Source organism: Roseobacter ponti, assembly GCF_012932215.1.
Taxonomy (GTDB): Bacteria; Pseudomonadota; Alphaproteobacteria; order Rhodobacterales; family Rhodobacteraceae; genus Roseobacter; species Roseobacter ponti.
The window spans coordinates 3,253,808-3,277,111 of record NZ_CP048788.1; the positions used below are offsets into that span (position 1 = coordinate 3,253,808).

Below are 23,304 nucleotides of genomic sequence, written 5' to 3' on the forward strand. Positions count from 1 at the left end.
ACTCAGGCCGCCCGCAGCAGAATGGCCGCCTCGGATGACGAAAGGTTGCGCCGCGCATAGCCACCATAAGTATGCGGATCAAAAGAAAGGTCAGGGTATCGAGCCAGCAGGCGCGCGCGGTCCTGCGGCTCAAGCGAGGTCAGCGCAGAGCTTGCCGGGTGGAAGCTTTCGGTCATCACGCCATTCGCCCAGAGCACATTATGCCGCCCGAGCAGCAGGTGGATATAGGTCACATTGCGCACGCTGAGATCCGTGGTGATGTGCTGGCCGTCGATCAGATCGCGTGCCGCCACCAGCACCTCGGGTGTGTTGAAGAGATCCTCAGCAACCGGGCCGGAGACCAGCATCCGGTGCTCGGGCGAAACAAGCAGTTCCTGATCCGGCCGCTCCACGCCGAGCGCGCCTGCTCTGATCCGCACCGGCCGCAGCCGCGGCATCGCAAAAAGCCGCGCACCAGTCATATGGCGGCTGCCGATCCATTCGATGCGCTGTGCACCGTTGTCGCGGGTCTGGACAAGATCGCCGACCTGCAGGGTCTCCACGGGTCGCTGACCGTGCGGCGTGCTGATGCGGGTGCCCGGTGTGAAACAGATCACGCCTGTGCTGTCGGGTTCGTTTGGTGCGGTGTGAGGTCGTGCGCCCATGGTGTGGTGTACCACCCAGAGATCCGTGCCGCGCGGCGGCAGTTCGTCCAGAAACATCAGCAGCGGCTGCGCGCCGGCGCCGACGCTGATCATGGTGACGGTGTAACTTTGCGCGCCGTCAGTGACGACGAAACTGCTGTCTGACATTGAGGCTTCGGCTCTGTCCGCGCCATGAAGGTCGGTTTGCGCAGGGTCGAGTGCTGCGCCGACGAGCCGGTGCACCATCTTCGCTGCGCGCCTGCGCAGGTTCTCCGACCCGTCTGCCCGGTCCAGTCGCAGAACACCGGCAGTGCCGTCCACCTGAACAGCATCACCGCGCCAGGACCACGCCGCCCCTGTTGTCAGGGCCTGTACGGGCGCAGCTTCAAGGCCATCTACTTCTGTTTGCGACCAGGAAATGACGAACGTGCCACGAAAGCCCGTTTTCATATACCTGTTTGCCTGCCTCAGTTTTTTATTAACTCTTTGTTAATCAATCGCATCGCACCTGAAAAGCCCGAAAACGCGCGGGATTCTATGGTGTTGCAAAAGATCCCTCAACCTGAGGGAGAGCATAATCAGTGCTTTTAGCCGGAATTCCGGGCGTCGAAGCGCGCAAAAGTTAACAAAGGCGGCGTGCGGTCAGCCGCATTTTGAGTAGCCGCAGGAGCCGCAGGTCATGCAGCCCTCGACCATGCGGAGATCGTATTGTCCGCAGCTGCTACAGGCCTGTCCGCGCTGGTTCTCCAGCCCCACGACCTGTGCCTGCGGATCGGTCTTGAGCCCCATGCCTTCGCCCGCGATGAAACCGGTGGCGATCATATGCTGCTCGATCACGCCGCCAATGGCTGCGAGAATGGACGGGATATATTTGCCCTGCATCCAGGCTCCGCCGCGCGGGTCAAAGACCGCCTTGAGCTCTTCCACGACAAAGGACACGTCCCCGCCGCGCCGGAACACTGCCGAAATCATCCGCGTCAGCGCCACGGTCCAGGCGAAATGCTCCATGTTCTTGGAGTTGATAAAGACCTCGAAGGGCCTGCGGTGCCCGTTCAGCACGATGTCGTTGATGGTGATGTAAAGCGCGTGCTCGCTGTCAGGCCATTTGACTTTGTAGGTGTTGCCTTCCAGCTCCGAGGGCCGGTCGAGCGGTTCGGACATATAGATGACGTCCCCGTGGGGACGCTGCGGTTCGGCGGCATCGGTGGTGATGACCTCGGGAGCCTGCTCTTTTGGCTTATCCTCCGACACACTCAGCACCGACCCCGTCACTGCATTGGGCCGGTAGGTCGTGCAGCCCTTGCAGCCCGTGTCCCAGGCCTGCATGTAAACATCCTTGAAGGCGTCGAAACTGATGTCTTCAGGGCAGTTGATTGTCTTGGAGATCGACGAATCCACCCACTTCTGAGCGGCTGCCTGCATTTTGACGTGATCCGAGGGCGCAAGCGTCTGCGCGTTCACGAAATAATCGGGCAATGCCGCGTCGCCGAATTTCTCACGCCAGAGCCGAACCGCATAATCAACGACTTCTTCTTCGGTGCGCGAGCCGTCCTTCTGCAGCACCTTGCGGGTATAGGCGTAGGCAAAGACCGGCTCGATCCCGGAGCTGACATTGCCTGCATAGAGCGAGATCGTCCCCGTCGGCGCAATCGAGGTCAGCAGCGCGTTGCGGATACCGTGGGTGCGCACCGCCTCGCGTACATCCTCATCCATCGCCTGCATCGTGCCTGACGCCAGATAGCCGTCCGCATCAAAAAGCGGAAAGGCACCTTTCTCCTTCGCAAGATCCACCGACGCCAGGTATGCGGCGCGGGCGATCCGGCGCAGCCAGTCCGAGGTCTGACGCGCCGCCTCGTCTGAGCCATAGCGCAATCCGACCATCAGAAGCGCATCAGCCAGTCCTGTCACGCCAAGCCCGATCCGGCGCTTGGCCTGTGCTTCGCGCGCCTGCGCCTCCAGCGGAAATTTCGAGGCATCCACCACATTGTCCATCATCCGCACCGCAACGGCGACCAGGTCGTCAAGGGCGGCCTCATCAAGTGCTGCATCCTCTTCAAAGGCATCCGTTACCAGACGCGACAGGTTCACAGAGCCCAGAAGGCAGGCACCATAGGGCGGCAACGGCTGCTCGCCACAGGGGTTCGTCGCAGCGATGGTCTCGCAGTACTGCAGGTTATTGGCCGCGTTTATCCGGTCGATGAAAATCACGCCCGGCTCGGCATAATCATAGGTGCCCTGCATGATCCGGTTCCACAGATCCTGAGCCTGCACCGTGCGATAGACCTTGCCGTCAAAGACCAGATCCCATGGTCCGTCCGCCTTGACCGCCGCCATGAAATCATCCGTGATCAGCACCGACATGTTGAACATGCGAAGTCGCGCCGGGTCGGATTTGGCCGCGATGAAATCCTCAACGTCCGGGTGATCACAGCGCATTGTGGCCATCATCGCCCCCCGGCGCGAGCCCGCCGACATGATTGTGCGACACATCGCATCCCAGACATCCATAAACGACAGCGGTCCCGAGGCGTCTGCAGCCACCCCGTGCACGTCAGCACCCCGCGGCCGGATCGTCGAAAAGTCGTATCCGATGCCGCCGCCCTGCTGCATGGTGAGGGCGGCCTCTTTCAACATATCGAAAATACCGCCCATGCTGTCGGGCACGGTGCCCATGACAAAGCAGTTAAAGAGCGTCACGGATCGCGCCGTGCCGGCGCCCGCGGTGATCCGCCCCGCAGGCAGGTACCTGAAATCCTCCAGCGCTGCATAGAAGCGGTCTTCCCACTTCGCCGGATCTTTCTCCACGCGCGCGAGGTCCCGCGCAATGCGGCGCCAGGTGTCTTCCACCGTCTGGTCTTTCGGGGTGCCGTCCGCCTCTTTGAAGCGGTACTTCATATCCCAGATCTGTTCGGCAATGGGGGCAGCAAAGCGTGTCATGGCGTGATTCTCTGGTTGCTGAGGCAGGCATTCAACCTACACGATCCCAGCGCGTCTTTCTACCACAGTTTGCTCCCGGCGGACTTTCATCTACATTATGTGGCGGTGGTACAGATTCTGGGGGCATGTCAGTGGGAAAAGCTGTGGATAAAGCGGTCAACCTGATCAAACTGTCCGTCGGGACGGAAAACGTCGATGATCTGGCCGCCTGGCAGGCGACAAAACGCGCCCAGGCACCCGATGGTCTGCCCCGTCATGTCACGCGGATGTGGCCGAAACGCGCCGATGAAATCCTGAGCGGCGGGTCGATCTACTGGGTGATTAAAGGGGTGATCCAGTGCCGGCAAACGGTGACGCGCCTTGATGAATACATCGGGCAGGACGGCATCCGCCGCTGTGCGATTGTGCTCGACCCGAAAATCGTGCGCACACAGACATCCCTCAAACGCCCGTTCCAGGGCTGGCGCTATCTGCCGTTGGGCGATGCCCCGCCCGATCTGCCCGAAGGACGTGCCAGCGAAGAACCTTTGCCCGTTGAACTCAACCGCGCGCTTGCTGAAATCGGGGTGCTCTGACGCTCAGACGGCAAGGCGGTCCAGAAATCCGGCCACCACCGCACGGTCATCATCATCTGTTTCTGCAATGCGGCTGCGCCACAGCGTCGCCTGCGAACGCAACACCGGGCCGTCACTCAGCACCTTGAGGTGATTGGCGCGCAGGGTCTCGCCGCTCGATGTAATGTCGGCTATGGCCTCGGCGGTTTCATTGGCCACCGTGCCTTCGGTCGCGCCCTGGCTGTCGACCAGCGCATAATCCGCCACCCCGCTCTGGCGCAGGTATTCGCGCACCAGCCTGTGGTATTTCGTAGCGATCCGCAGACGCATGCCGTGGGTCTGCCGAAAGGCCGCCGCCACCGCGTCCAGATCATCGACCGTTTCAACATCGATCCAGGCGCGGGGCACAGCGAGCACCAGGTCAGCAAAGCCAAAGCCAAGCTCTGCGACCGGCTCAACCTGCTGCTCCCAGCGGGGCAGTTTTTCGTGCACCAGGTCGGTGCCTGTGACACCGAAATGGATGCGGCCTGTCGCAAGCTCTCGCGGAATTTCGCCCGCGGAGAGCAGCACCAGAGATACGCCCCCGATGCCCTCAACCGCGCCGGCGTATTCGCGATCCGACCCGCTGCGCGACAGGGTCACGCCCCGACCTGCAAACCAGTCGCAGGTTTTTTCCATCAGACGCCCTTTGGACGGCACGCCAAGCCGGATCGTCATTGCGCGGCCTCCAGCTCAAGCATCAGACCGGGACGCAGAACACCGCCCACCGCCGGAATTTCGCGGCCCTGTCCCAGCCGCCGGGTCAGCGCGTCATAGCGCCCCCCGGTTGCCACTGCCGGCAGGTCGGCGCGGTCAGGACTGAAAAATCCGAAAACAAAACCATCGTAGTATTCCATCGAGGTGCGGCCGAAGTTCGTCTCAAAGGGCAGGCTCCGGACATCGATGCCCCGCGCCTCCAGTGCTTCGGCGCGGGCCGCGACACGTGCCACGGCAGGTGCAATCTGCGGCAGATCGACGGACAGGTCGCGCAATTGCTCAAGCGCAAAGGGCATCGTTTCACGCACGCCCAGAAGCGCATCAAGCAAACGAACCTCTTCGGTGCTGAGCGGGTCTGTTGCCGCATCTTCGCGCAGGGTTCTGATCCGCGCCTTTATTTCCGACGCACTGCGCCGACCGGAAAGCGGTGCGTCGGCGTCGGGCAGATCGCCGGCCAGCAGCGCTTCGCGGGTGCGGCTCATTGACGTGCGGCCCGAGAACCGGTCAAGCAACGCGCGAAACCGGCGCGGACGCCAGATGTGGCGCATCAGAGCCGCTTTGCGCGGGGCCGTGGTTTTCAGCCCCTCAACCGCGGCCATCAGAACTCCGATATCGCCCGTAGCCGCGCGCAGCCGCAAAGGCGAAAGTGCGCCGGCGATCAGCGCAAAAACCTCAGCGTCCGCGGCCGCAGGGTCGGTGCGGTCGAAGACCTCAAAACCCACCTGAATGAATTCGTTGGCGCGGTCCGGGTCCTGCTCCTGACGGCGGAAAACCTCACCGGAATAGGTATAGCGCGCAGGTTCGGCACCGTGCGCCATATGCATCTGAACGACGGGCACGGTGAAATCCGGGCGCAGCATCTGCTCGCCGCGCAGCGCGTCCGAGGTCACATAGGCCCGCGCGCGGATTTCCTCGCCGTAAAGATCAAGCAGCGTATGTGCGGGCTGCAGAACCGGTGTCTCGACACTGATGGCACCGGCGGCCTCAAAGACGGCCCGCAATCCGGCGGCCCGCGCCAGGGTCTGCGCGCGGTCTGTCATTTTGCGCCGCCGTCGGGACTGTGCGCGGCAAGGATTTCGCGCACTTTTGCCACCAGTTGATCGCGCGGCACCTCAAACTGGCTGGGCCGGTCTTTCCATTCCTCCAGGGTCGCACTTTCGGCGATTTTCGCCCCAAGGATCAGGTCCTTGATCTGGATAACGCCGCGCTCCTGCTCGTCACTGCCCGCAATCACCGCCGCGGGGCTGCCTCGTTTGTCGGCGTATTTCAACTGGTTGCCAAAGTTTTTTGGGTTGCCCAGATAAACCTCTGCCCGAATTTTCCCTTTTGACGGATCGTCCGGGTCAATGTCCGCGTTTCGCAGATCCGCGACCAATTCCTGGTAATAGGACATGCGGGCACGGTCCATGACTGTGACGACCACGGGGCCCTGAGCCTCGCTCTCCAGCCTGCCTTTGGCCTGCAAAGCGGCCAGCAGACGGTCGACGCCGATGGAGACCCCTGTGGCGGGTACTTCCTGCCCGGTGAAGCGTTTAACGAGATCATCGTATCGCCCGCCACCTGCGACAGAGCCGAAATTCCGGGTGCGGCCTTTTTCGTCCTGAATGTCGAAGGTGAGTTCTGCCTCATAGACCGGGCCAGTGTAATAGCCGAGGCCGCGGACCACCGAGGGGTCGATCAGAAAACGCTGATCGGAATATCCTGCGGAAGTCATCAAATCGTGGATTTCCTGCAAGTCGGATATGCCCGAAAACCCGACACCTGTTCCGCCGATCAACTCCTTCAAATGATCAATGACTCTCTGGTTCCAGATCTTTCTTTGTTTCCCATAAAGCTCTTTTTCGTCACGATCTCTAAACTGCGGTTCGACAGAGTAACGGGCGTGATGCAATTGCCTCGCGCGTTCGTCATTGCCCTCGTTCTCCGCACGTGCCGCTTCCTGCGCAAGCTTATTACCGACCTCAAAATGTGAGTTCACAAAACTCATTATTTTGTCAGTCTGTAGTGCGGAAAGGCCCGCACCTTCAGTGAAATCGCCGCTCTCGTCTTTGCGCCCCTGACCGAGAAGAGCGCGCACCCCGTCTGGCCCGAGCCGGTCCAGCTTATCAATTGCGCGCAGCACGATGCCGCGTTCGGCTGCTTTGTCGTCGCCGGCGAGGCCCGCTACTTCCATCACGCCATTCAGCACCTTGCGGTTGTTTACCCGGATCACATAATCGCCGCGTTCGATGCCGACGGCTTCGAGACAATCGGCCAGCATCGCGCAGATCTCTGCATCAGCAGCAACCGAAGGCGCACCAACCGTATCTGCATCACACTGATAAAACTGCCGAAACCGCCCCGGGCCGGGCTTTTCGTTGCGCCAGACGGGGCCCATGGCATAGCGCCGGTATGGTTTGGGCAGATCATTCTGGTGCTGGGCATAGACGCGCGCCAGCGGGGCAGTCAGGTCATAGCGCAGCGCCAGCCAGTCGCCGGGTTTGTCGGCGTCCGCGTCTTCCTGCCAGGCGAAAACACCCTCGTTGGGGCGGTCCACGTCGGGCAGGAACTTGCCCAGAGCCTCAACCGTCTCCACACCCGCGCTTTCGAGCGCGTCAAAGCCATAGCGATGATAGACCCCGGCGATTTTGCGCAGCATTTCAGTGCGCTGAGTGACCTCGGCACCGAAATAATCGCGAAAGCCTTTGGGCGTCTCGGCCTTCGGGCGGGGGGTCTTCTTTGGCTTGCCCATGGGATTCCCTTTGCGGCAGGTTTCGCGCGCGGTCTATCGGATGGGGCTGCGTGAGACAAGCGCGGCGCGCACCGCTCTTTTCCAATCTGCGGTCCCGTGCTAGGGGCCCGTGCAGACCGGAGGATGCCCATGACCCGAAAGATGGAAGAACAGATTGCCCACCTGACCCGCACGGTCGAGGAGCTTTCTGATGTGATCGCCCGCCAGGAAAAGGACATCACCACCCTGAACCGGCGCGTGCATATGCTGATGCAGCGCGAAGGGCAGCGTGACGCCGAGCAGACCGGCGGCGTGGTCATGGGCGATGAACGCCCGCCGCATTACTGATCAGATATCCTCGACCTCGAGCACGCCCTGAAGCGATTTGATCGCCCCTTTGATCTGTGGATTGACAGCAAACTCCTGGCCGAGATCGACCTCGACCTCGCCGGGCAGTGAGGGATCCATCAGGCAAAGCTGCACGGGCCCGCGCCCGGCACCACGGGCGGCTTTGGCGGCCCCTGCCAGCACGCTGGCGACCGAGGCCACCGCGTCGGGGTGTTCCACGAAAACCCGCAGACCCATGCCGCCGGCGTCGGCTGCCACCGTATCAATCGGCGTGACAGAACGCGCGAGAAGCTTGAGCTGATCCGCCTCCAGAGTTGCCTCGACACCGACGACGACCTTTGATCCGGTCTCCAGATGCTCGCGGAATTTCTCAAGTGCTTCGGAGAAAAGCGTGACCTCATAGGCGCCCGTGGTGTCGGACATCTGGCAAAATGCAAAACGGTTGCCGCGTGCCGATTTGCGCTCCTGTCGCCCGGCCACGATGCCCGCGATCTTGGCGTTGAGCGGACCGCGCGCGGCCTTTTCAAGGATTTCATCCAGGGTCAGCACGTTCTTGCGTTTCAGCGGCCCCATATAGTCGTCGAGCGGGTGGCCCGAGAGATAAAAGCCCACCGCTTTGAACTCTTCGGCCAGCCGTTCCGCCGGCAGCCAGTCATCCACGGGCTGCAGACGCGGCTCGGGCAGATCCTCGCCGGCTTCTCCGAAAAGAGAGACCTGGTTTGAGGCTTTCTGCTCGTGGATCGCCGCCGAATACCCCACCAGAGCGTCAAGCGCGCCGTAGACACGCCGGCGGTTACTGTCGAGCTGATCAAAGGCGCCGGAGCGGGCGAGCATCTCCAGCGGCCGCTTGCCCACCCGTTTGAGATCGACCCGTCGGGCGAGATCATAGAGCGTGGCAAAGGGTTTGGGGCCGCGCGCTTCGACGATCAGCCGCATGGCCTCGACGCCTACGTTTTTCAGCGCACCAAGCGCATAGACCAGGGCGCCGTCTTCGACCCTGAAGGTCGCATCCGAGCGGTTCACGCAGGGCGGCACCCATGGCAGTTCGAGCTGTTTGCGCACCTCTTCGAAATAGACCGCCAGCTTGTCCGTGAGGTGGATATCGCAGTTCATCACCCCGGCCATAAATTCGACGGGATGGTTGGCCTTGAGCCAGGCCGTCTGATAGCTGACCACCGCATAGGCCGCCGCGTGGGATTTGTTGAAGCCGTAGTTAGCGAATTTCTCCAGAAGGTCGAAAACTTCGGTCGCTTTCTTCTTATCGACCCCGTTTTCCATCGCGCCTTTTTCGAATTTGGGGCGTTCTTTGGCCATCTCTTCTGCGATCTTTTTACCCATCGCGCGGCGCAGCAGATCCGCCCCGCCAAGGCTGTAGCCGGCCATGACCTGAGCGATCTGCATCACCTGTTCCTGATAGACGATAATGCCTTGCGTTTCCTTAAGAATATCGTCGATCAGCGGGTGGATGGATTCCAGTTCTTTCTGGCCGTTCTTCACTTCGCAGTAGGTCGGGATGTTCTCCATCGGACCGGGGCGATAAAGCGCCACAAGGGCCACGATATCCTCAATGCAGGTTGGTTTCATGCGCTTGAGCGCATCCATCATGCCGGAGCTCTCCACCTGGAAGACCGCGACCGTTTTGGCGCTGGCATATAGTTTGTAGGAGGCCTCGTCATCCAGCGGAATGGTGGCGATATCATCCGTCAGACCTTCAGGCGGCGCGAAAAGCTCAGTGCCGTCAGCGGCGATATGCAGATGCCGCCCCGAGGCTTTGATCTGGTCCACCGCGTTCTGGATGACCGTCAGCGTTTTCAGCCCGAGAAAGTCGAATTTCACCAACCCCGCCTGCTCCACCCATTTCATGTTGAACTGGGTGGCCGGCATGTCAGAGCGCGGATCCTGATAGAGCGGCACCAGATGATCCAGCGGGCGGTCACCGATCACCACACCGGCGGCATGGGTCGAGGCGTTGCGCAGCAGCCCCTCGACCTGCTGGCCGTATTCCAGCAGGCGGGCGACGACCTCTTCGTTGCGCGCTTCCTCGCGCAGGCGCGGTTCGTCGGCCAGCGCCTTTTCGATGCTGACGGGTTTCACACCTTCGACAGGGATCATTTTCGACAGCCGGTCCACCTGGCCGTAAGGCATCTGCAGCACACGGCCGATATCGCGCACGGCGGCTTTGGACAGCAGCGCGCCGAAGGTGATGATCTGCCCCACTTTATCGCGGCCGTATTTGTCCTGAACGTAGCGGATAACCTCTTCGCGCCGGTCCATGCAGAAGTCGATGTCAAAATCCGGCATGGAGACCCGTTCGGGGTTCAGAAACCGCTCAAAAAGCAGATTGTAGCGCAGCGGATCGAGATCGGTGATGGTCAGCGCATAGGCCACCAGACTGCCGGCACCCGAGCCCCGGCCGGGTCCTACGGGGATGTCTTCGTCCTTGGCCCATTTGATGAAGTCGGCAACGATCAGGAAATAACCCGGGAAGCCCATGCCCTCGATGATGCCAAGCTCGAAATCGAGACGTTTTTCGTATTCTTCGACGGTGGTGGCATGGGGGATAACGGCGAGCCTGTCTTTCAGTCCGGCCTCAGCCTGGCGGCGCAGTTCCTGCACCTCATCATCGGCAAACTTCGGCAGGATCGGATCCCGGCGATATGCCTGAAAGGCGCAACGCTTTGCGATTTCAACCGTGTTTTCGATGGCCTCCGGCAGATCAGCAAAAAGCGCCACCATCTCTGACTGTGACTTGAAGTAATGCTGTGCCGTCAGCCGCCGGCGCGGATCCTGCTGGTCCACATAGGCGCCGTCTGCGATGCAGATCAGCGCATCATGCGCCTCATACATTTTCGCATCGGGGAAATAGACGTCGTTGGTGGCCACCAGTGGCAAATCCATCGCATAGGCCATCTCGACAAGGCCGCGTTCTGTCAAGCGCTCGGCGGCCGGCTGGCCGTCTTCGCCGGGATGGCGTTGCAACTCGACATATAACCGGTCGCCGAAAGCCTGCTTAAGCTCTGTCATCAGCTTCTCAGCCGCCGGACGCTGACCGGCCTGCAGCAAACGGCCCACCGGCCCGTCTGGTCCGCCGGTCAGACAGATCACGTCGCCCGCATGTGACCGGAGTTCGTCCAGCGTGACCTGTGGCAGCTGCCCGCGCTTGTCGATATAAAGGCACGAGTTCAGCTTCATCAGGTTTTCATAGCCGGCCTCTGACTGCGCGAGCAGCACCAGGGGCGCGGGGGCTGCCGGTTTTTCACCCGGGCCCGTTACCACATAGGCAAGGTCGGTCTGACAGCCGATAACAGGCTGGACGCCGGCATCTGACATCGCCACGGAAAACTCCAGCGCGGCAAACATGTTGTTGGTATCGGTCAGCGCCATTGCAGGCATGCCGGCTTTTCGACACAGCGCGGGCAGCTTTTTCAGCCGCAGCGCCCCTTCCAGCAGCGAGTATTCGGAATGGGTGCGCAGGTGAATGAATCGGGGATCAGTGCTCATGTCAGGACCGTAAATGACCCGCCCGGCCCCCGCCAGAGCGTTCCGCATCACGCTCTGTTTTTTCAGCACCGGAGACCGCGGCGGGGCGGCGCGTTCCCCTTTTCCCTTGCCAAGGGCGGCGTGGCCCGCATAGCCTCGGTCCCGGAATTGCCCGTCCTGTGTTCTACGCCGCATCGAACACCGGACGTGAAGGGGGCATGGTACCGCGGCGGATCTGACGAAATGAACATTACGTTTCGCCTGAACGGAGAAACACTGGCGCTGACCGATGTGGCGCCGACCACAACCCTGCTGGACTGGCTTCGTGAAACCCGTGGCCTGACCGGCACCAAGGAAGGCTGCAACGAAGGTGACTGCGGTGCCTGCACCGTCATGGTCACGGATGCCGCCGGCGCGCGGGCGCTGAATGCCTGCATTCTTTTCCTGCCACAGCTGCATGGCAAATCCGTGCGCACCATCGAGGGCATTTCCGGACCCGACGGCACCCTGCACCCGGTGCAGGAGGCGATGGTCGGCCATCACGGATCGCAGTGCGGTTTCTGCACACCGGGGTTCATCGTCACCATGGCCACGGCGCATCTGAACGGCCGCACGGATCATGATGTGCAGCTGGCCGGCAATCTCTGCCGCTGCACGGGATATGCGCCGATCATCCGCGCCGCCGAAGCTGCAGCCGGCGCGCCCGTACCGGAGCACATGCACGACCTCGTGCCGCCTTCCGCGGAAGATACGCCCGGGGCTGAGGTGACGGGCAGCGGCGGAAAATCTCCTGCAGCGTTTCAGCCGGCTGACAGTGATGCTCTGGCGCAATGGTATGCCCAAAACCCCGATGCCACGCTGGTTGCAGGTGCTACGGATGTCGGTCTGTGGGTCACAAAGAATTTCCACGACCCGGATCAGATCGCCTTTCTGAACGGCTGCGCGGATCTGCAGGGCGTGACCGTGACTGCGGATGAGCTCACGATCGGTGCGATGACGACGCTGACAGACCTTGAACCTGTCATGGAAGAGCTGCACCCGTCGTTTGCCGCGATGATCCGGCGATACGGCTCCGTACAGGTGCGCAACGCGGCAACCATCGGCGGTAATATCGCCAATGGCTCTCCCATCGGGGACGGGCCGCCGGCTCTCATCGCCCTCGGGGCGACCCTGCATCTGCGTCACGGCGACAGCCGGCGCAGTATGCCGCTGGAAGATTTCTTTCTCGCTTACGGCAAACAGGATCGTCGTGCGGGCGAATTTGTGGAGAAAATCACCGTTCCCCGGCAGCCTGACCGGCTGCGCTGTTATAAGCTCTCCAAACGCTTTGACCAGGATATCTCGGCGGTCTGCGGATGTTTCTCGGTTGAAGTTGCAGACGGCACAGTCAGCCGTGCCCGTATCGCCTTCGGCGGCATGTCCGGCATCCCGCAGCGCGCCACCGCGACGGAAGACGCGCTGACCGGGCAGCCATGGACGCAGAAGACTGCGCGCAGTGCAATGGCCGCAATGGGCACGGATTTCACGCCTATGTCCGACATGCGGGCCTCGGCTGAATACAGGATGCAGTCCGCACAGAATATGCTGCTGCGCTGCTGGCACGAAGACGCAGGCACGCCGGTCAGCGTCCTTGAGGTGCGGCCATGAGTGTCGCAAAGCCGCTGCCGCACGATTCCGCTCCGCTGCATGTGACAGGGGCCGCGCGCTATGTGGATGACATCCCGATGCCGGTCGGAACACTGCATCTGGCCTTCGGGATCAGCGATATCGCCGCCGGACGGCTACTGTCGCTCGACACCGGGCCCGTGCGCGCGGCCCCGGGGGTCGTCGCGGTCATCACGGCCGCTGATCTGCCCTTTGACAACGATGTTTCCCCGTCCAATCACGATGAACCGCTGCTTGCAGAGGAAGTGATCAGCTATCTGGGGCAGCCGCTCTTTATCGTTGTCGCCACCTCGCACCTTTCAGCCCGGCGCGCAGCACGCCTCGCACGGGTCGAAACAGAGGCGGGTGATCCGATCCTGACGGTGGATGAGGCTCTGGCCCGGAACAGCCGTTTCGAGGAGGGCCCGCGGGTCTATGGTCGCGGTGACGTGGCCGGCGCGATCGCAGGTGCTGCACACCGGCTCACCGGCAGACTGGAGATCGGCGGGCAGGAACACTTCTATCTGGAGGGTCAGGCGGCCGCCGCGCTGCCTCAGGATAACGGCGATATGGTGGTGATGAGCAGTACCCAGCACCCCACCGAAATTCAGCATAAAGTCGCCGAGGCCATCGGCGTGCACATGCATGGCGTGCGTGTAGAGACACGCCGGATGGGCGGTGGATTCGGCGGCAAGGAAAGCCAGGGGAATGCGCTTGCAGTGGCCTGCGCTGTTGCTGCGCGCGCCACCGGGCGTCCGTGCAAAATGCGATATGACCGCGACGACGACATGGTCATCACCGGCAAGCGTCACGATTTTCGCATTGAGTATGAGGTCGGCTTTGACGACAGCGGACGCATCGAAGGCATTGATTTCACGCATTACACGCGCTGCGGCTGGGCACAGGATCTGTCCCTGCCGGTGGCAGACCGGGCGATGCTGCATGCTGACAACGCCTATTTCCTGCCAGCGGTGCGGATCACCAGCCACCGGCTGAAAACCAGTACACAAAGTGCCACGGCCTTTCGCGGGTTCGGCGGGCCACAGGGCATGCTCGGTATCGAGCGGGTCATGGACCACATCGCCACCCGCCTGGGCAAGGATCCTGTCGCTGTGCGGCGCTGCAATTTTTACGGAGGCAGCGGAACGGAGCCTCGGGATCTCACGCCCTATGGTCAGCAGGTCACGGATTTCATCCTGCCCGATCTGATGAGCCGACTTGAAGAGACTGCCTGTTACACCGCACGCCGGGCCGCGGTTGAAAGCTGGAATGCGGAAAACGCGATCCTGAAGAAAGGCATCGCCCTTACGCCGGTAAAGTTCGGGATCTCCTTTACGCTGACCCATCTCAATCAGGCCGGCGCGCTGGTGCATGTCTATCAGGACGGGTCCATCCACCTCAATCACGGTGGCACCGAGATGGGACAGGGGCTTTTCCAGAAAGTGGCCCAGGTGGCCGCAGCCCGTTTCGGCGTAGATGTATCGGCGGTTCGGATCACCGCGACAGACACCGGCAAAGTGCCGAACACCTCCGCGACAGCGGCCTCATCCGGCAGTGATCTGAACGGTATGGCAGTTCAGAACGCCTGTGACACCATCCGGATGCGTCTGGCAGAACTGATGGCCGGACGGCACCAGACGCTGCCGTCCGAGGTTATCTTCAAAGACGGCAAGGTACATGTTGGTAGTGCCACCTACAGTTTTGCCGAGGTCGTTGCCGACGCTTATGTCGCACGCATCAGTCTCTCGGCCACCGGGTTTTACAAAACGCCCGATCTCGCCTGGGACAGGATCAGAGGCGAAGGCCGTCCGTTTTTCTATTTTGCCTACGGGGCTGCTGTGACCGAGGTGGTGATTGACACGCTGACCGGGGAAAACCGCATCCTGCGCACGGATATTCTGCACGACGCCGGCGCGTCGCTGAACCCTGAGATCGACATCGGCCAGATCGAAGGAGGCTATGTGCAGGGCGCGGGCTGGCTGACCACCGAAGAACTTGTCTGGGACGACAAAGGCCGGTTGCGCACCCATGCGCCCTCTACCTACAAAATTCCCGGCTGCAGTGACCGGCCGGACATCTTCAACGTCGCACTCTGGGACGCCCCCAATAATGAAGCGACGGTGTACCGGTCCAAAGCTGTGGGCGAGCCACCTCTGATGCTGGGTATCTCCGCCTGGTCCGCACTGTGTGATGCCGTCCAGTCCTGCGGGGATACCTATGCCGATCTGCAGGCTCCGGCCACAGCGGAAGAAATCCTGGCCGCCGTTGGTCGCGCAACCAGCGGAGGTGCTGTCTGATGTCCTTTGACCGCGAAGCCCTGATTGCCGCCTGTGCCGCCCGGGGTGTCGTGGCGCGGATCGTGGTGGCCTCCGTCGCCGGGTCTGCCCCGCGCGAAACCGGGGCGTCGATGCTGGTCTGGCGGGACGGGCAGTCCGGCACAATCGGCGGCGGCGCGCTGGAGCATTCGGCGACCCTCGCGGCGCGGGACGCTCTGACGCCAGGGCACCGTGATCTGAGCCGTCACGCGCTGGGTCCCGATCTGGGCCAGTGTTGCGGCGGGGCGGTACAGGTGCTGACCGAAGTTTATGACGAAGCATCCGCCCGGGCCCTGCCCGAGGATGTGATCATGCGCGGTCCGGGCGCGGCGCCGCTGGCGGTCACGCGCCTGCGCGCCCGGATCCGCACGGGCCAGCCGGTTCAGACAATGCTGACCGGCAGCTGGTTCATTGAGCCGGTATCACGGCCGGATCGCGCGGTGTGGATCTGGGGCGCGGGCCATGTCGGGCGCGCGCTTGTGCAGGTGCTGGCACCCCTGCCCGGCACTGATGTTACCTGGGTAGATACCGCAGCAGATCGTTTTCCCGAACACGTTCCCAACGGTGTTACGGCCGTCCCCGCCGCCGAACCGGCGCTGATGGTCGCGCACGCGCCGCCGCACGCGGAACATCTGATCGTGACCTTTTCTCACTCGCTGGATCTTGAGCTTTGCCACCGGCTGCTCGCGCATGGCTTTGACTTTGCAGGGCTGATCGGATCGGCCACTAAAAGGACGCGGTTTCACAAACGTCTGGCAGCCCTGGGGCACGGCCCGCAAAGCATTGCGCGCATCACCTGCCCGATCGGCCAGCCGGGCCTCGGTCGCGACCCGCAGGCGATTGCAATCGGGGTGGCAGCACAGATGCTGCAGACTGCCGGATCCGACACAAGACCACTGAAAGACAGCGCATGACACCACTTCTGGCCCTCAGCGGGTTGACCAAGGCCTATCCCGGCGTCGTTGCTAACGACGATGTGTCCCTGAGCATCGCGCCCGGCGAGGTACATGCACTGCTGGGCGAGAACGGCGCAGGCAAATCCACACTCGTCAAGATGATCTACGGGCTGGTGAAGCCGGATCAGGGCGGGATGCAGATGAACGGCGCGCCCTTTGCCCCGCCGGAGCCGCGCGCTGCACGGGCCTCGGGCGTCGGTATGGTCTTTCAGCACTTTTCGCTTTTTGACGCACTGTCGGTGGCCGAAAACATCGCGCTTGGCATGGAGAATGCGCCCGGTATGCGGACCCTCTCGCAACGGATCCGCGAGGTGTCAGACACCTACGGGCTGCCGCTGTCACCTGACCGGATTGTCGGGGATCTTTCCGCAGGAGAACGTCAGCGGGTGGAGATCATCCGCTGTCTGCTGCAGGAGCCGAAACTGCTGATCATGGACGAGCCGACCTCAGTTCTGACCCCGCAGGAGGTTGAGATCCTCTTTGAGACTTTGCGTAAACTCAGCGCCGAGGGAACCGCAATTCTCTATATATCTCACAAGCTTGAGGAGATCCGCGCGCTCTGCGATGCCGCAACGATCCTGCGTCTGGGCAAGGTTGTCGGCACCTGCATACCGCGCGAGACGACCGCACGGGACATGGCCGAAATGATGGTCGGCAAGGTGCTGAGCACCCCCACTCGGTCGGGTGCGGCCCTGGGCGAGCCCGTTCTGAAGCTTGAGGGGCTCTCGCGGCCCTCGCCCTCGGCCTTCGGAATGCCGCTGCGCGAGGTGACCGTGACGCTGCGCAAAGGCGAAGTCCTGGGGATCGGAGGTGTCGCCGGCAACGGGCAGGATGAGCTTTTGAGCGCTCTTTCCGGCGAAATGCTGTCACCGCCGGGGATGATCACCTTCAAAGGACAGGATATCGGCACGCTGACGCCCAATGCCCGGCGCCGTCTGGGCGTGCTCGCCGCCCCTGAGGAACGTCTGGGACACGCTGCCGCCCCCGATATGTCGCTCACTGAGAATGCGATGCTGACCGGCGCCGACCGGGAAGGTCTGGTGCGCGGTGGATTTCTGGACTGGCCTGCGGCCCGCGCCTTTGCAGTGAAAATCATCGAGGCTTTCGATGTGCGCACACCCGGACCCGGCAATGCGGCACGTGCGCTGTCCGGCGGCAACCTGCAGAAATTCGTGATTGGCCGCGAGGTGATGCAGCGCCCGGAAGTGCTGGTGGTCAACCAGCCGACATGGGGTGTCGATGCCTCGGCCGCGGCGGCGATCCGTCAGGCATTACTTGATCTTGCCGAAGGCGGCGCATCCGTCATCGTGATCAGTCAGGATCTGGATGAGCTGATGGAGATTTCCGACCGGTTTGCCGCTCTGAACGAGGGACGTCTGTCCGATCCGCGCCCGACGGACGGGCTGACGGTGGAACAGATCGGCCTGATGATGGGCGGCGCGCATGGCATGGAGGTGGCTCATGTCTGAGACCTCGGGTGACACAGGATTTTATACCGCCGGGCGTGGATCCGGCCTACAGACAAGGGGCGCTTACAGATGATCCGGCTTGAAAAACGCCCCCGGCCAAGTCGCACGTTCGCCTGGGCCACACCGCTGCTGGCGGTGCTTGCCACCTTCTTTTTCGGCGGCGTGCTTTTTGCGCTGCTCGGCAAAGATCCGGTACAGTCCATTCTGACGATCTTCTGGCAGCCGCTCTTTGGTGAATTTTCGTTTTTTTACAGGCCACAGCTGCTGATCAAGGGGGCGCCGCTGGTGCTGATCGCCATCGGGCTCAGCCTCGGGTTCCGGGCAGGCATCTGGAACATCGGAGCCGAGGGGCAGTACATCATGGGCGCGCTCTTCGGAGCCGGTGTCGGGCTCGCGTTCTATCCTGCTGAAAGCGTTTTCATCTTCCCGCTGATGGTGATTGCCGGGGCTTTCGGAGGCTGGGCCTGGGCGATGATCCCGGCGGTTCTCAAAGTGCGATTCGGTACAAATGAAATCCTGGTATCGCTGATGCTGGTCTATGTGGCCGAGCAGTTCCTGGCTTCTATGTCACTGGGACTGATGAAAAATCCTGAAGGTTTCGGCTTTCCCGGCAGTCGCAACCTTCAACAGTACGATTCAGCGCATAACGCCGAGATCATCACGAACAGCGGCATGCACTGGGGCGTTGTTGCGGCGATGATCGCTGTGATCTTTGCCTATGTGCTGCTGGCGCGGCACCGGCTTGGGTTTGCAGTGCGGGTCACCGGCGAAGCTCCACGGGCCGCGCGGTTTTCGGGCGTCAATCCGGGGCGGCTTATCCTTTTCTGCCTTGGCACATCGGGCATGCTTGCCGGGCTTGCAGGGCTTTTCGAAGTCTCCGGTCCCGCAGGGCAGGTCAGCATCGATTTCAATGTGGGCTACGGCTTTACCGCGATCATCGTGGCCTTTCTGGGCCGGCTGCATCCGGTGGGGATTGTGCTGGCGGGCCTGCTGATGGCGCTGACCTATATCGGTGGCGACATCGCGCAAAGCCAGCTTGGCCTGCCCGCTGCTGCGATCCAGGTTTTCCAGGGGATGTTACTTTTCTTCCTGCTGGCCTTTGATCTCTTTACCAATTACCGGCTGCGCTTTGGCCGGACGGAGGCTGCGTAATGGACCTGTCCGCCATCAACCCGATTCTGCTGATTGCTGCGCTGATGAGTGCGGCGACGCCCATTCTGCTGGCCGCCACCGGAGAGCTTGTCGTTGAGCGCGCAGGCGTGCTGAACCTCGGCGTGGAAGGCATGATGATTACCGGTGCGATCTGCGGCTTTGCCATAGCAGTGGAGACCGGATCACCCACCACGGGCTTTATTGCCGCTGCTGTCGGGGGGGCTGTGCTCAGCCTGCTTTTCGCGCTGCTGACCCAGGTGACCCTGGCCAATCAGGTGGCCTCCGGTCTGGCACTCACCCTTTTTGGCCTGGGGATCTCCTCCCTGCTGGGGCAGGGCTATGTCGGGGTGAAGCCGCCGCGCATGCCGGATGTGAACTTCGGGCCCCTCAGCGATATTCCGGTGATCGGGCAGATCTTCTTTTCGCATGACCCGCTTCTCTATGTCGGCCTGCTTCTGGTGGCCGGTGTCTGGGCGGTGCTGCGCTTCACGCGCGCGGGTCTCGTGCTGCGCGCCGTGGGGGAAAACCACGATGCCGCTCATGCGCTGGGGTACAAGGTCGTGCGCATCCGGACGCTGGCGATTATGTTCGGCGGGGCGCTTGCCGGCATGGGCGGCGCCTATATCAGCCTGATCCGCGTGCCGCAGTGGACCGAAGGCATGACCGCAGGTGTCGGCTGGATCGCGCTCGCCCTGGTTGTCTTTGCCAGCTGGAAGCCCTGGCGGGTTCTGCTTGGTGCTTATCTTTTTGGCGGGATCACGCAATTGCAGCTTAATCTGCAGGGTGCAGGCGTTGCCATTCCTGTCGAATATCTGGCAATGTCGCCTTATGTAATCACCATCGTCGTGCTTGTTATGCTTTCTGCGGATAAGAGCGCGGCGCCCGGCTCACTGGGCCGGTCATTCCATGCCTCAAGCTAGAGGCCATTCAACGTCCGGGCAAAACGGGCGCATTAAAACGGGGAAGACCTGAACATGAAACTCACCACCCTTTTTGCCGGTGCGGCTGTCGCACTTGGCCTTGCCACCGTGGCTGTCGCGGACGGGCATGAGAAAACCAAAGTCGGCTTTGTCTATGTTGGCCCGATCGGCGACGGCGGCTGGACCTACGAGCACGACAAAGGCCGTCTGATGGTCGAGAAAGAGCTCGGCGATGCGGTCGAGACCGTCTATGTCGAGAACGTGGCCGAGGGCCCGGACAGTGAGCGTGTGATGACCCAGATGGCGCTGGATGGTGCCGATCTGATTTTCACAACATCTTTCGGCTACATGGATCCGACGATCAACATCGCGGCCAAATTCCCGGATGTGAAATTTGAACACGCCACGGGCTACAAGCGCGCCGACAACGTCTCCACCTATTCCGCACGGTTTTACGAAGGCCGGGCGATCCAGGGGCATATCGCGGGCAAGATGACCAAATCCAACATTGTGGGCTATATCGGATCTTTCCCGATCCCCGAGGTGATCCGGGGCATCAACTCCGCCTATATTCACGCCAGCAAAGTAAACCCGGATGTCGAGTTCAAAATCATCTGGGTCTACACGTGGTTTGACCCCGCAAAAGAAGCCGACGCTGCAAAAACGCTGATCGAACAGGGCGCCGATGTGGTGCTGCAGCACACGGATTCCACAGCACCTCAGGCCGCCGCGCAGGAAGCCGGCGATGTGGTCACCTTCGGCCAGGCCTCTGACATGGCTCAGTACGCGCCCTTCCCGCGTGTCTCCTCCATCATCGATGAGTGGGGCCCCTACTACGTCGCGCGCACCAAAGCCGTTATGGATGGCACGTGGGAGAGCACAGACACATGGGACGGCATCGGCGCCGGCATGGTCGGAATCGGTGAGATCTCTGACGCCGTTCCTGCTGATGTGAAAGAAGAAGCACTGGCTCTGAAAGCAGCAATTGCGGACGGCTCTTATCACGCCTTTACCGGGCCTATCAACAAACAGGACGGATCCGCTTGGCTTGCAGACGGCGAAACAGCGGATGACGGCACGCTTGCCGGCATGAATTTCTATGTCGAAGGCATCGAAGGCGACATTCCGCAATAAATCGTACTGCGCTGCAGATTTTCCGGTGAAAGGCCCCGTTCGCGGGGCCTTTTGCATCTTATGTATCTTGCGGGCAGACTGCGTTCGTGCTTGATGGTACCTGAGGTTGAAACACTACCTCATCCGATGGCAGTTATCTTCCACGATGTTGGTTTACGAGGGCACAATGACCAGACTTATCACAGCCGCTGTTACAGCACTTCTTTTCGGCGTTTCTGCAGCATCCGCCGCAACATTCACAGACAGATCGCTTTTCGACGCAGCCGCAGGCCCCGGCCTTGCGCTTGAGTCGTTTGAAAGCGTTCCTCTGTCCGGCAACACCGCAAGTGGCGGTCTCCCCTCTGCCGATTTCGGCGACTTTTTCGTCAGCGCAACGCGCCCGGCCGTCAAGGTGATCGATACGCCGTTTTTCTTTGCCCAGAACACCACAGCAGGCGGCAAGAACTTCCTCTATCTTGATTCGGATATCGGCTTCACCGGGTTCATCATGACGCTGGCCTTTGACGCGCCGGTGCTGTCTTTCGGGTTTGACTACTCCGGTCTGGGCCGCAACGGAGATGAAAGCACGATTTTCATCAACGGTGAGACAATGATCCTGCCCAAAGCAACTGACGCGCCTGCCTTCTTTGGTTTTACCAGCGAAAACGGTGTGTCCGCATTCTCCATCAACACCAACAATAACAGCGCCTTCAGCATTGATGAGCTGGCCTATGGCGGCGGCGAAACAGCAACGCCTGTGCCGCTGCCTGCCGCCCTGCCGATGCTGCTGGTGGCAGTAGCGGGCTTCGGACTGATGAAACGCCGCAAAGCAGCCTGATCAGGCCCTCACCTAACTGAGACGGAAAAGGCGCCCTCAGCGGCGCCTTTTTTTGTTGCGAAATCCGCGCCGCGCGCGATGAACACGCATCGGGTCAGTAGGAATATTCGGCGTAGATCCGGCTCAGATCACCATCCCAGTCACCGTGATAATGCGCCAGCAGTTCATCCGCCGGGACCTGGCCGGTTTCAATGCTTTCATGCAGTGCGTTCAGGAAATGTGTCTCGTCGGGCACCATGCCACCAGCTCCTGTGCGGGCGCGTGCCTTCAGACCGGCGGTGCTGATTGCAACGGCCTCTCGGGCGATCTCATGCATTTTCACGCCGTTCACTTCAGCCTGCAGCGCGTCGACCGAGGCGGCAACGCGAAGCCCGTCGCGGGTCTCGGCGTCCCAGTTTTTTGCCAGATCCCAGGCCGCATCGAGCGCCGTCTGGTCATACATCAGCCCGACCCAGAAAGCCGGCAGGGCACAGAGCCGCCGCCAGGGTCCCCCGTCGGCGCCGCGCATCTCGATAAAGCGCTTCATGCGGGCTTCGGGAAAGGCGGTGGTCAGATGGTCCGCCCAGTCCGAAAGCGTCGGGATCTCACCCGGCAGCGCAGGCAGCTCACCCTTCATGAAATCACGAAACGACATGCCAAGCGCGTCGATGTATCTGCCGTCGCGGTATACAAAATACATCGGCACATCGAGAGCATAGTCGACCCATGCATCAAACCCGAAACCGTCCTCGAAAACAAAGGGCAGCATGCCGGTGCGCGCGGCATCCAGATCGCGCCAGACACGGCTGCGCCAGGATTTATGCCCGTTGGGTCTGCCCTCAAAAAAGGGCGAGTTGGCAAAGAGCGCTGTGGCCACCGGTTGCAGCGCCAGTGCGACGCGCATTTTCTGAACCATGTCCGGCTCGGAACCGAAATCAAGGTTCACCTGCACTGTGCAGGTGCGGCGCATCATGACCCGGCCCATGGTGCCGACCTTGGTCATGTATTCGTTCATCAGTTTATAGCGGCCCTTGGGCATCAGATCCATATCTTCATGGGTCCAGACCGGTGCGGCCCCCAGCCCGATAAAGCCGGCGCCGATGCGGTCCGCCACGTCACGCACTTCACGCAGGTGGGTATTCACCTCATCACAGGTCTCGTGGATGGTTTCCAGCGGTGCACCGGAAAGCTCCAGCTGTCCGCCAGGCTCAAGGCTGATGTTCGCGCCGTCTTTTTCGAGGCCGATCAGATGACCGCCTTCGGTAACGGGCGACCAGCCGTGATCATCGCGCAGCCCCTCCAGCATGACCCGGATCGAACGCGGACCATCATAGGGCAGCGGTTTCAGCGTGTCTTTGCAATAGCCGAATTTTTCGTGCTCAGTGCCAATGCGCCAGTCTTCTTTTGGCTTGCAGCCGTCTGCGAGATACTGCGCAAGCTGATCACGGGACGTGACCGGCCCTCCGCCGGACTGTGGAATAGACATGTGGGAGGCTCCGTTTCGACAGAC

Annotated in this window: 17 protein-coding genes; 10 read left to right on the top strand and 7 right to left on the bottom strand. The window is 61.6% G+C overall.

Annotation, left to right across the window (positions count from 1 at the left end; all coding sequences use genetic code 11):
- Positions 1–2 precede the first annotated feature (2 nt).
- Together G3256_RS15585 and G3256_RS15590 are read right to left on the bottom strand one after the other, a co-directional pair.
- Positions 3–1,073, bottom strand: coding sequence for a Hint domain-containing protein (locus G3256_RS15585; RefSeq protein ID WP_169641700.1), 1,071 nt, complete (start codon positions 1,071–1,073; stop codon positions 3–5).
- 192 nt (positions 1,074–1,265) lie between these two features.
- Positions 1,266–3,560: an adenosylcobalamin-dependent ribonucleoside-diphosphate reductase gene (locus G3256_RS15590; protein ID WP_169641701.1), complete on the bottom strand. Its 2,295-nt coding sequence runs from the start codon at positions 3,558–3,560 to the stop codon at positions 1,266–1,268.
- Between the two features lie 143 nt (positions 3,561–3,703).
- Between G3256_RS15590 and G3256_RS15595 the strand changes: the two genes are divergently transcribed.
- Positions 3,704–4,135: a DUF1489 family protein gene (locus G3256_RS15595; protein WP_169641702.1), complete on the top strand. Its 432-nt coding sequence runs from the start codon at positions 3,704–3,706 to the stop codon at positions 4,133–4,135.
- A 3-nt stretch (positions 4,136–4,138) separates the two neighbouring features.
- Here G3256_RS15595 and hisG read toward each other — a convergent pair whose 3' ends face one another.
- Genes hisG through hisS form a run of 3 tightly spaced genes read right to left on the bottom strand, consistent with a single transcriptional unit; the run spans position 4,139 to position 7,601 of the window.
- Complete coding sequence (gene hisG / locus G3256_RS15600) at positions 4,139–4,831, bottom strand: ATP phosphoribosyltransferase (RefSeq protein WP_169641703.1); 693 nt, start codon at positions 4,829–4,831, stop codon at positions 4,139–4,141.
- Entirely contained in the window at positions 4,828–5,910 is a 1,083-nt protein-coding gene (locus tag G3256_RS15605) for an ATP phosphoribosyltransferase regulatory subunit (RefSeq protein ID WP_169641704.1), read from the bottom strand. The genes hisG and G3256_RS15605 overlap by 4 nt, the downstream gene beginning before the upstream one ends.
- On the bottom strand, positions 5,907–7,601 hold the full coding sequence (gene hisS / locus G3256_RS15610) for a histidine--tRNA ligase (protein ID WP_169641705.1): 1,695 nt from the start codon (positions 7,599–7,601) through the stop codon (positions 5,907–5,909). Before hisS ends, G3256_RS15605 begins: the two co-directional genes overlap by 4 nt.
- 129 nt (positions 7,602–7,730) lie before the next feature.
- Between hisS and G3256_RS15615 the strand changes: the two genes are divergently transcribed.
- Complete coding sequence (locus tag G3256_RS15615; RefSeq protein WP_169641706.1) at positions 7,731–7,928, top strand: SlyX family protein; 198 nt, start codon at positions 7,731–7,733, stop codon at positions 7,926–7,928.
- Here G3256_RS15615 and dnaE read toward each other — a convergent pair whose 3' ends face one another.
- The gene (dnaE, locus tag G3256_RS15620; protein WP_169641707.1) at positions 7,929–11,429 is read right to left on the bottom strand and encodes a DNA polymerase III subunit alpha; all 3,501 of its coding nucleotides are present in this window, start codon (positions 11,427–11,429) and stop codon (positions 7,929–7,931) included. It lies immediately after the preceding gene.
- A 222-nt stretch (positions 11,430–11,651) separates the two neighbouring features.
- Between dnaE and xdhA the strand changes: the two genes are divergently transcribed.
- The 8 genes from xdhA to G3256_RS15660 all read left to right on the top strand — a co-directional run bounded on the left by xdhA (position 11,652) and on the right by G3256_RS15660 (position 21,815).
- Positions 11,652–13,055, top strand: a complete 1,404-nt coding sequence (gene xdhA / locus G3256_RS15625) for a xanthine dehydrogenase small subunit (RefSeq protein WP_169641708.1) — start codon at positions 11,652–11,654, stop codon at positions 13,053–13,055.
- On the top strand, positions 13,052–15,349 hold the full coding sequence (xdhB, locus tag G3256_RS15630; protein ID WP_169641709.1) for a xanthine dehydrogenase molybdopterin binding subunit: 2,298 nt from the start codon (positions 13,052–13,054) through the stop codon (positions 15,347–15,349). Before xdhA ends, xdhB begins: the two co-directional genes overlap by 4 nt.
- Positions 15,349–16,281, top strand: coding sequence for a xanthine dehydrogenase accessory protein XdhC (xdhC, locus tag G3256_RS15635; protein ID WP_169641710.1), 933 nt, complete (start codon positions 15,349–15,351; stop codon positions 16,279–16,281). Before xdhB ends, xdhC begins: the two co-directional genes overlap by 1 nt.
- Positions 16,278–17,792 carry an ABC transporter ATP-binding protein gene (locus G3256_RS15640; RefSeq protein WP_169641711.1) on the top strand — a complete coding sequence of 505 codons (1,515 nt, stop codon included), beginning with the start codon at positions 16,278–16,280 and terminating at the stop codon, positions 17,790–17,792. Before xdhC ends, G3256_RS15640 begins: the two co-directional genes overlap by 4 nt.
- A 69-nt stretch (positions 17,793–17,861) precedes the next feature.
- The gene (locus tag G3256_RS15645) at positions 17,862–18,944 is read left to right on the top strand and encodes an ABC transporter permease (RefSeq protein WP_169641712.1); all 1,083 of its coding nucleotides are present in this window, start codon (positions 17,862–17,864) and stop codon (positions 18,942–18,944) included.
- Positions 18,944–19,864 (top strand): ABC transporter permease, encoded by a 921-nt coding sequence (locus G3256_RS15650; protein ID WP_169641713.1) that lies wholly within the window; start codon positions 18,944–18,946, stop codon positions 19,862–19,864. The genes G3256_RS15645 and G3256_RS15650 overlap by 1 nt, the downstream gene beginning before the upstream one ends.
- Before the next feature lie 54 nt (positions 19,865–19,918).
- The gene (locus G3256_RS15655) at positions 19,919–20,998 is read left to right on the top strand and encodes a BMP family ABC transporter substrate-binding protein (protein WP_169641714.1); all 1,080 of its coding nucleotides are present in this window, start codon (positions 19,919–19,921) and stop codon (positions 20,996–20,998) included.
- A gap of 166 nt (positions 20,999–21,164) precedes the next feature.
- On the top strand, positions 21,165–21,815 hold the full coding sequence (locus tag G3256_RS15660) for a VPLPA-CTERM sorting domain-containing protein (protein ID WP_169641715.1): 651 nt from the start codon (positions 21,165–21,167) through the stop codon (positions 21,813–21,815).
- Between the two features lie 94 nt (positions 21,816–21,909).
- Here the strand turns inward: G3256_RS15660 and G3256_RS15665 are convergent, their stop codons facing one another.
- Positions 21,910–23,280: a glutamate--cysteine ligase gene (locus G3256_RS15665; RefSeq protein ID WP_169641716.1), complete on the bottom strand. Its 1,371-nt coding sequence runs from the start codon at positions 23,278–23,280 to the stop codon at positions 21,910–21,912.
- Positions 23,281–23,304 lie beyond the last annotated feature (24 nt).

What these genes read in the sequence shown, in the direction of transcription:
- G3256_RS15640 (WP_169641711.1), top strand. Translation starts at nt 16,278, where the DNA reads ATGACACCACTTCTGGCCCTCAGCGGGTTGACCAAGGCCTATCCCGGC.
- xdhA (WP_169641708.1), top strand. Translation starts at nt 11,652, where the DNA reads ATGAACATTACGTTTCGCCTGAACGGAGAAACACTGGCGCTGACCGAT.
- G3256_RS15645 (WP_169641712.1), top strand. Translation starts at nt 17,862, where the DNA reads ATGATCCGGCTTGAAAAACGCCCCCGGCCAAGTCGCACGTTCGCCTGG.
- G3256_RS15605 (WP_169641704.1), bottom strand. Translation starts at nt 5,910, where the DNA reads ATGACAGACCGCGCGCAGACCCTGGCGCGGGCCGCCGGATTGCGGGCC.
- hisS (WP_169641705.1), bottom strand. Translation starts at nt 7,601, where the DNA reads ATGGGCAAGCCAAAGAAGACCCCCCGCCCGAAGGCCGAGACGCCCAAA.
- G3256_RS15615 (WP_169641706.1), top strand. Translation starts at nt 7,731, where the DNA reads ATGACCCGAAAGATGGAAGAACAGATTGCCCACCTGACCCGCACGGTC.
- G3256_RS15660 (WP_169641715.1), top strand. Translation starts at nt 21,165, where the DNA reads ATGACCAGACTTATCACAGCCGCTGTTACAGCACTTCTTTTCGGCGTT.
- xdhC (WP_169641710.1), top strand. Translation starts at nt 15,349, where the DNA reads ATGTCCTTTGACCGCGAAGCCCTGATTGCCGCCTGTGCCGCCCGGGGT.
- G3256_RS15585 (WP_169641700.1), bottom strand. Translation starts at nt 1,073, where the DNA reads ATGAAAACGGGCTTTCGTGGCACGTTCGTCATTTCCTGGTCGCAAACA.
- G3256_RS15665 (WP_169641716.1), bottom strand. Translation starts at nt 23,280, where the DNA reads ATGTCTATTCCACAGTCCGGCGGAGGGCCGGTCACGTCCCGTGATCAG.
- G3256_RS15590 (WP_169641701.1), bottom strand. Translation starts at nt 3,560, where the DNA reads ATGACACGCTTTGCTGCCCCCATTGCCGAACAGATCTGGGATATGAAG.
- hisG (WP_169641703.1), bottom strand. Translation starts at nt 4,831, where the DNA reads ATGACGATCCGGCTTGGCGTGCCGTCCAAAGGGCGTCTGATGGAAAAA.
- xdhB (WP_169641709.1), top strand. Translation starts at nt 13,052, where the DNA reads ATGAGTGTCGCAAAGCCGCTGCCGCACGATTCCGCTCCGCTGCATGTG.
- G3256_RS15655 (WP_169641714.1), top strand. Translation starts at nt 19,919, where the DNA reads ATGAAACTCACCACCCTTTTTGCCGGTGCGGCTGTCGCACTTGGCCTT.
- dnaE (WP_169641707.1), bottom strand. Translation starts at nt 11,429, where the DNA reads ATGAGCACTGATCCCCGATTCATTCACCTGCGCACCCATTCCGAATAC.
- G3256_RS15650 (WP_169641713.1), top strand. Translation starts at nt 18,944, where the DNA reads ATGGACCTGTCCGCCATCAACCCGATTCTGCTGATTGCTGCGCTGATG.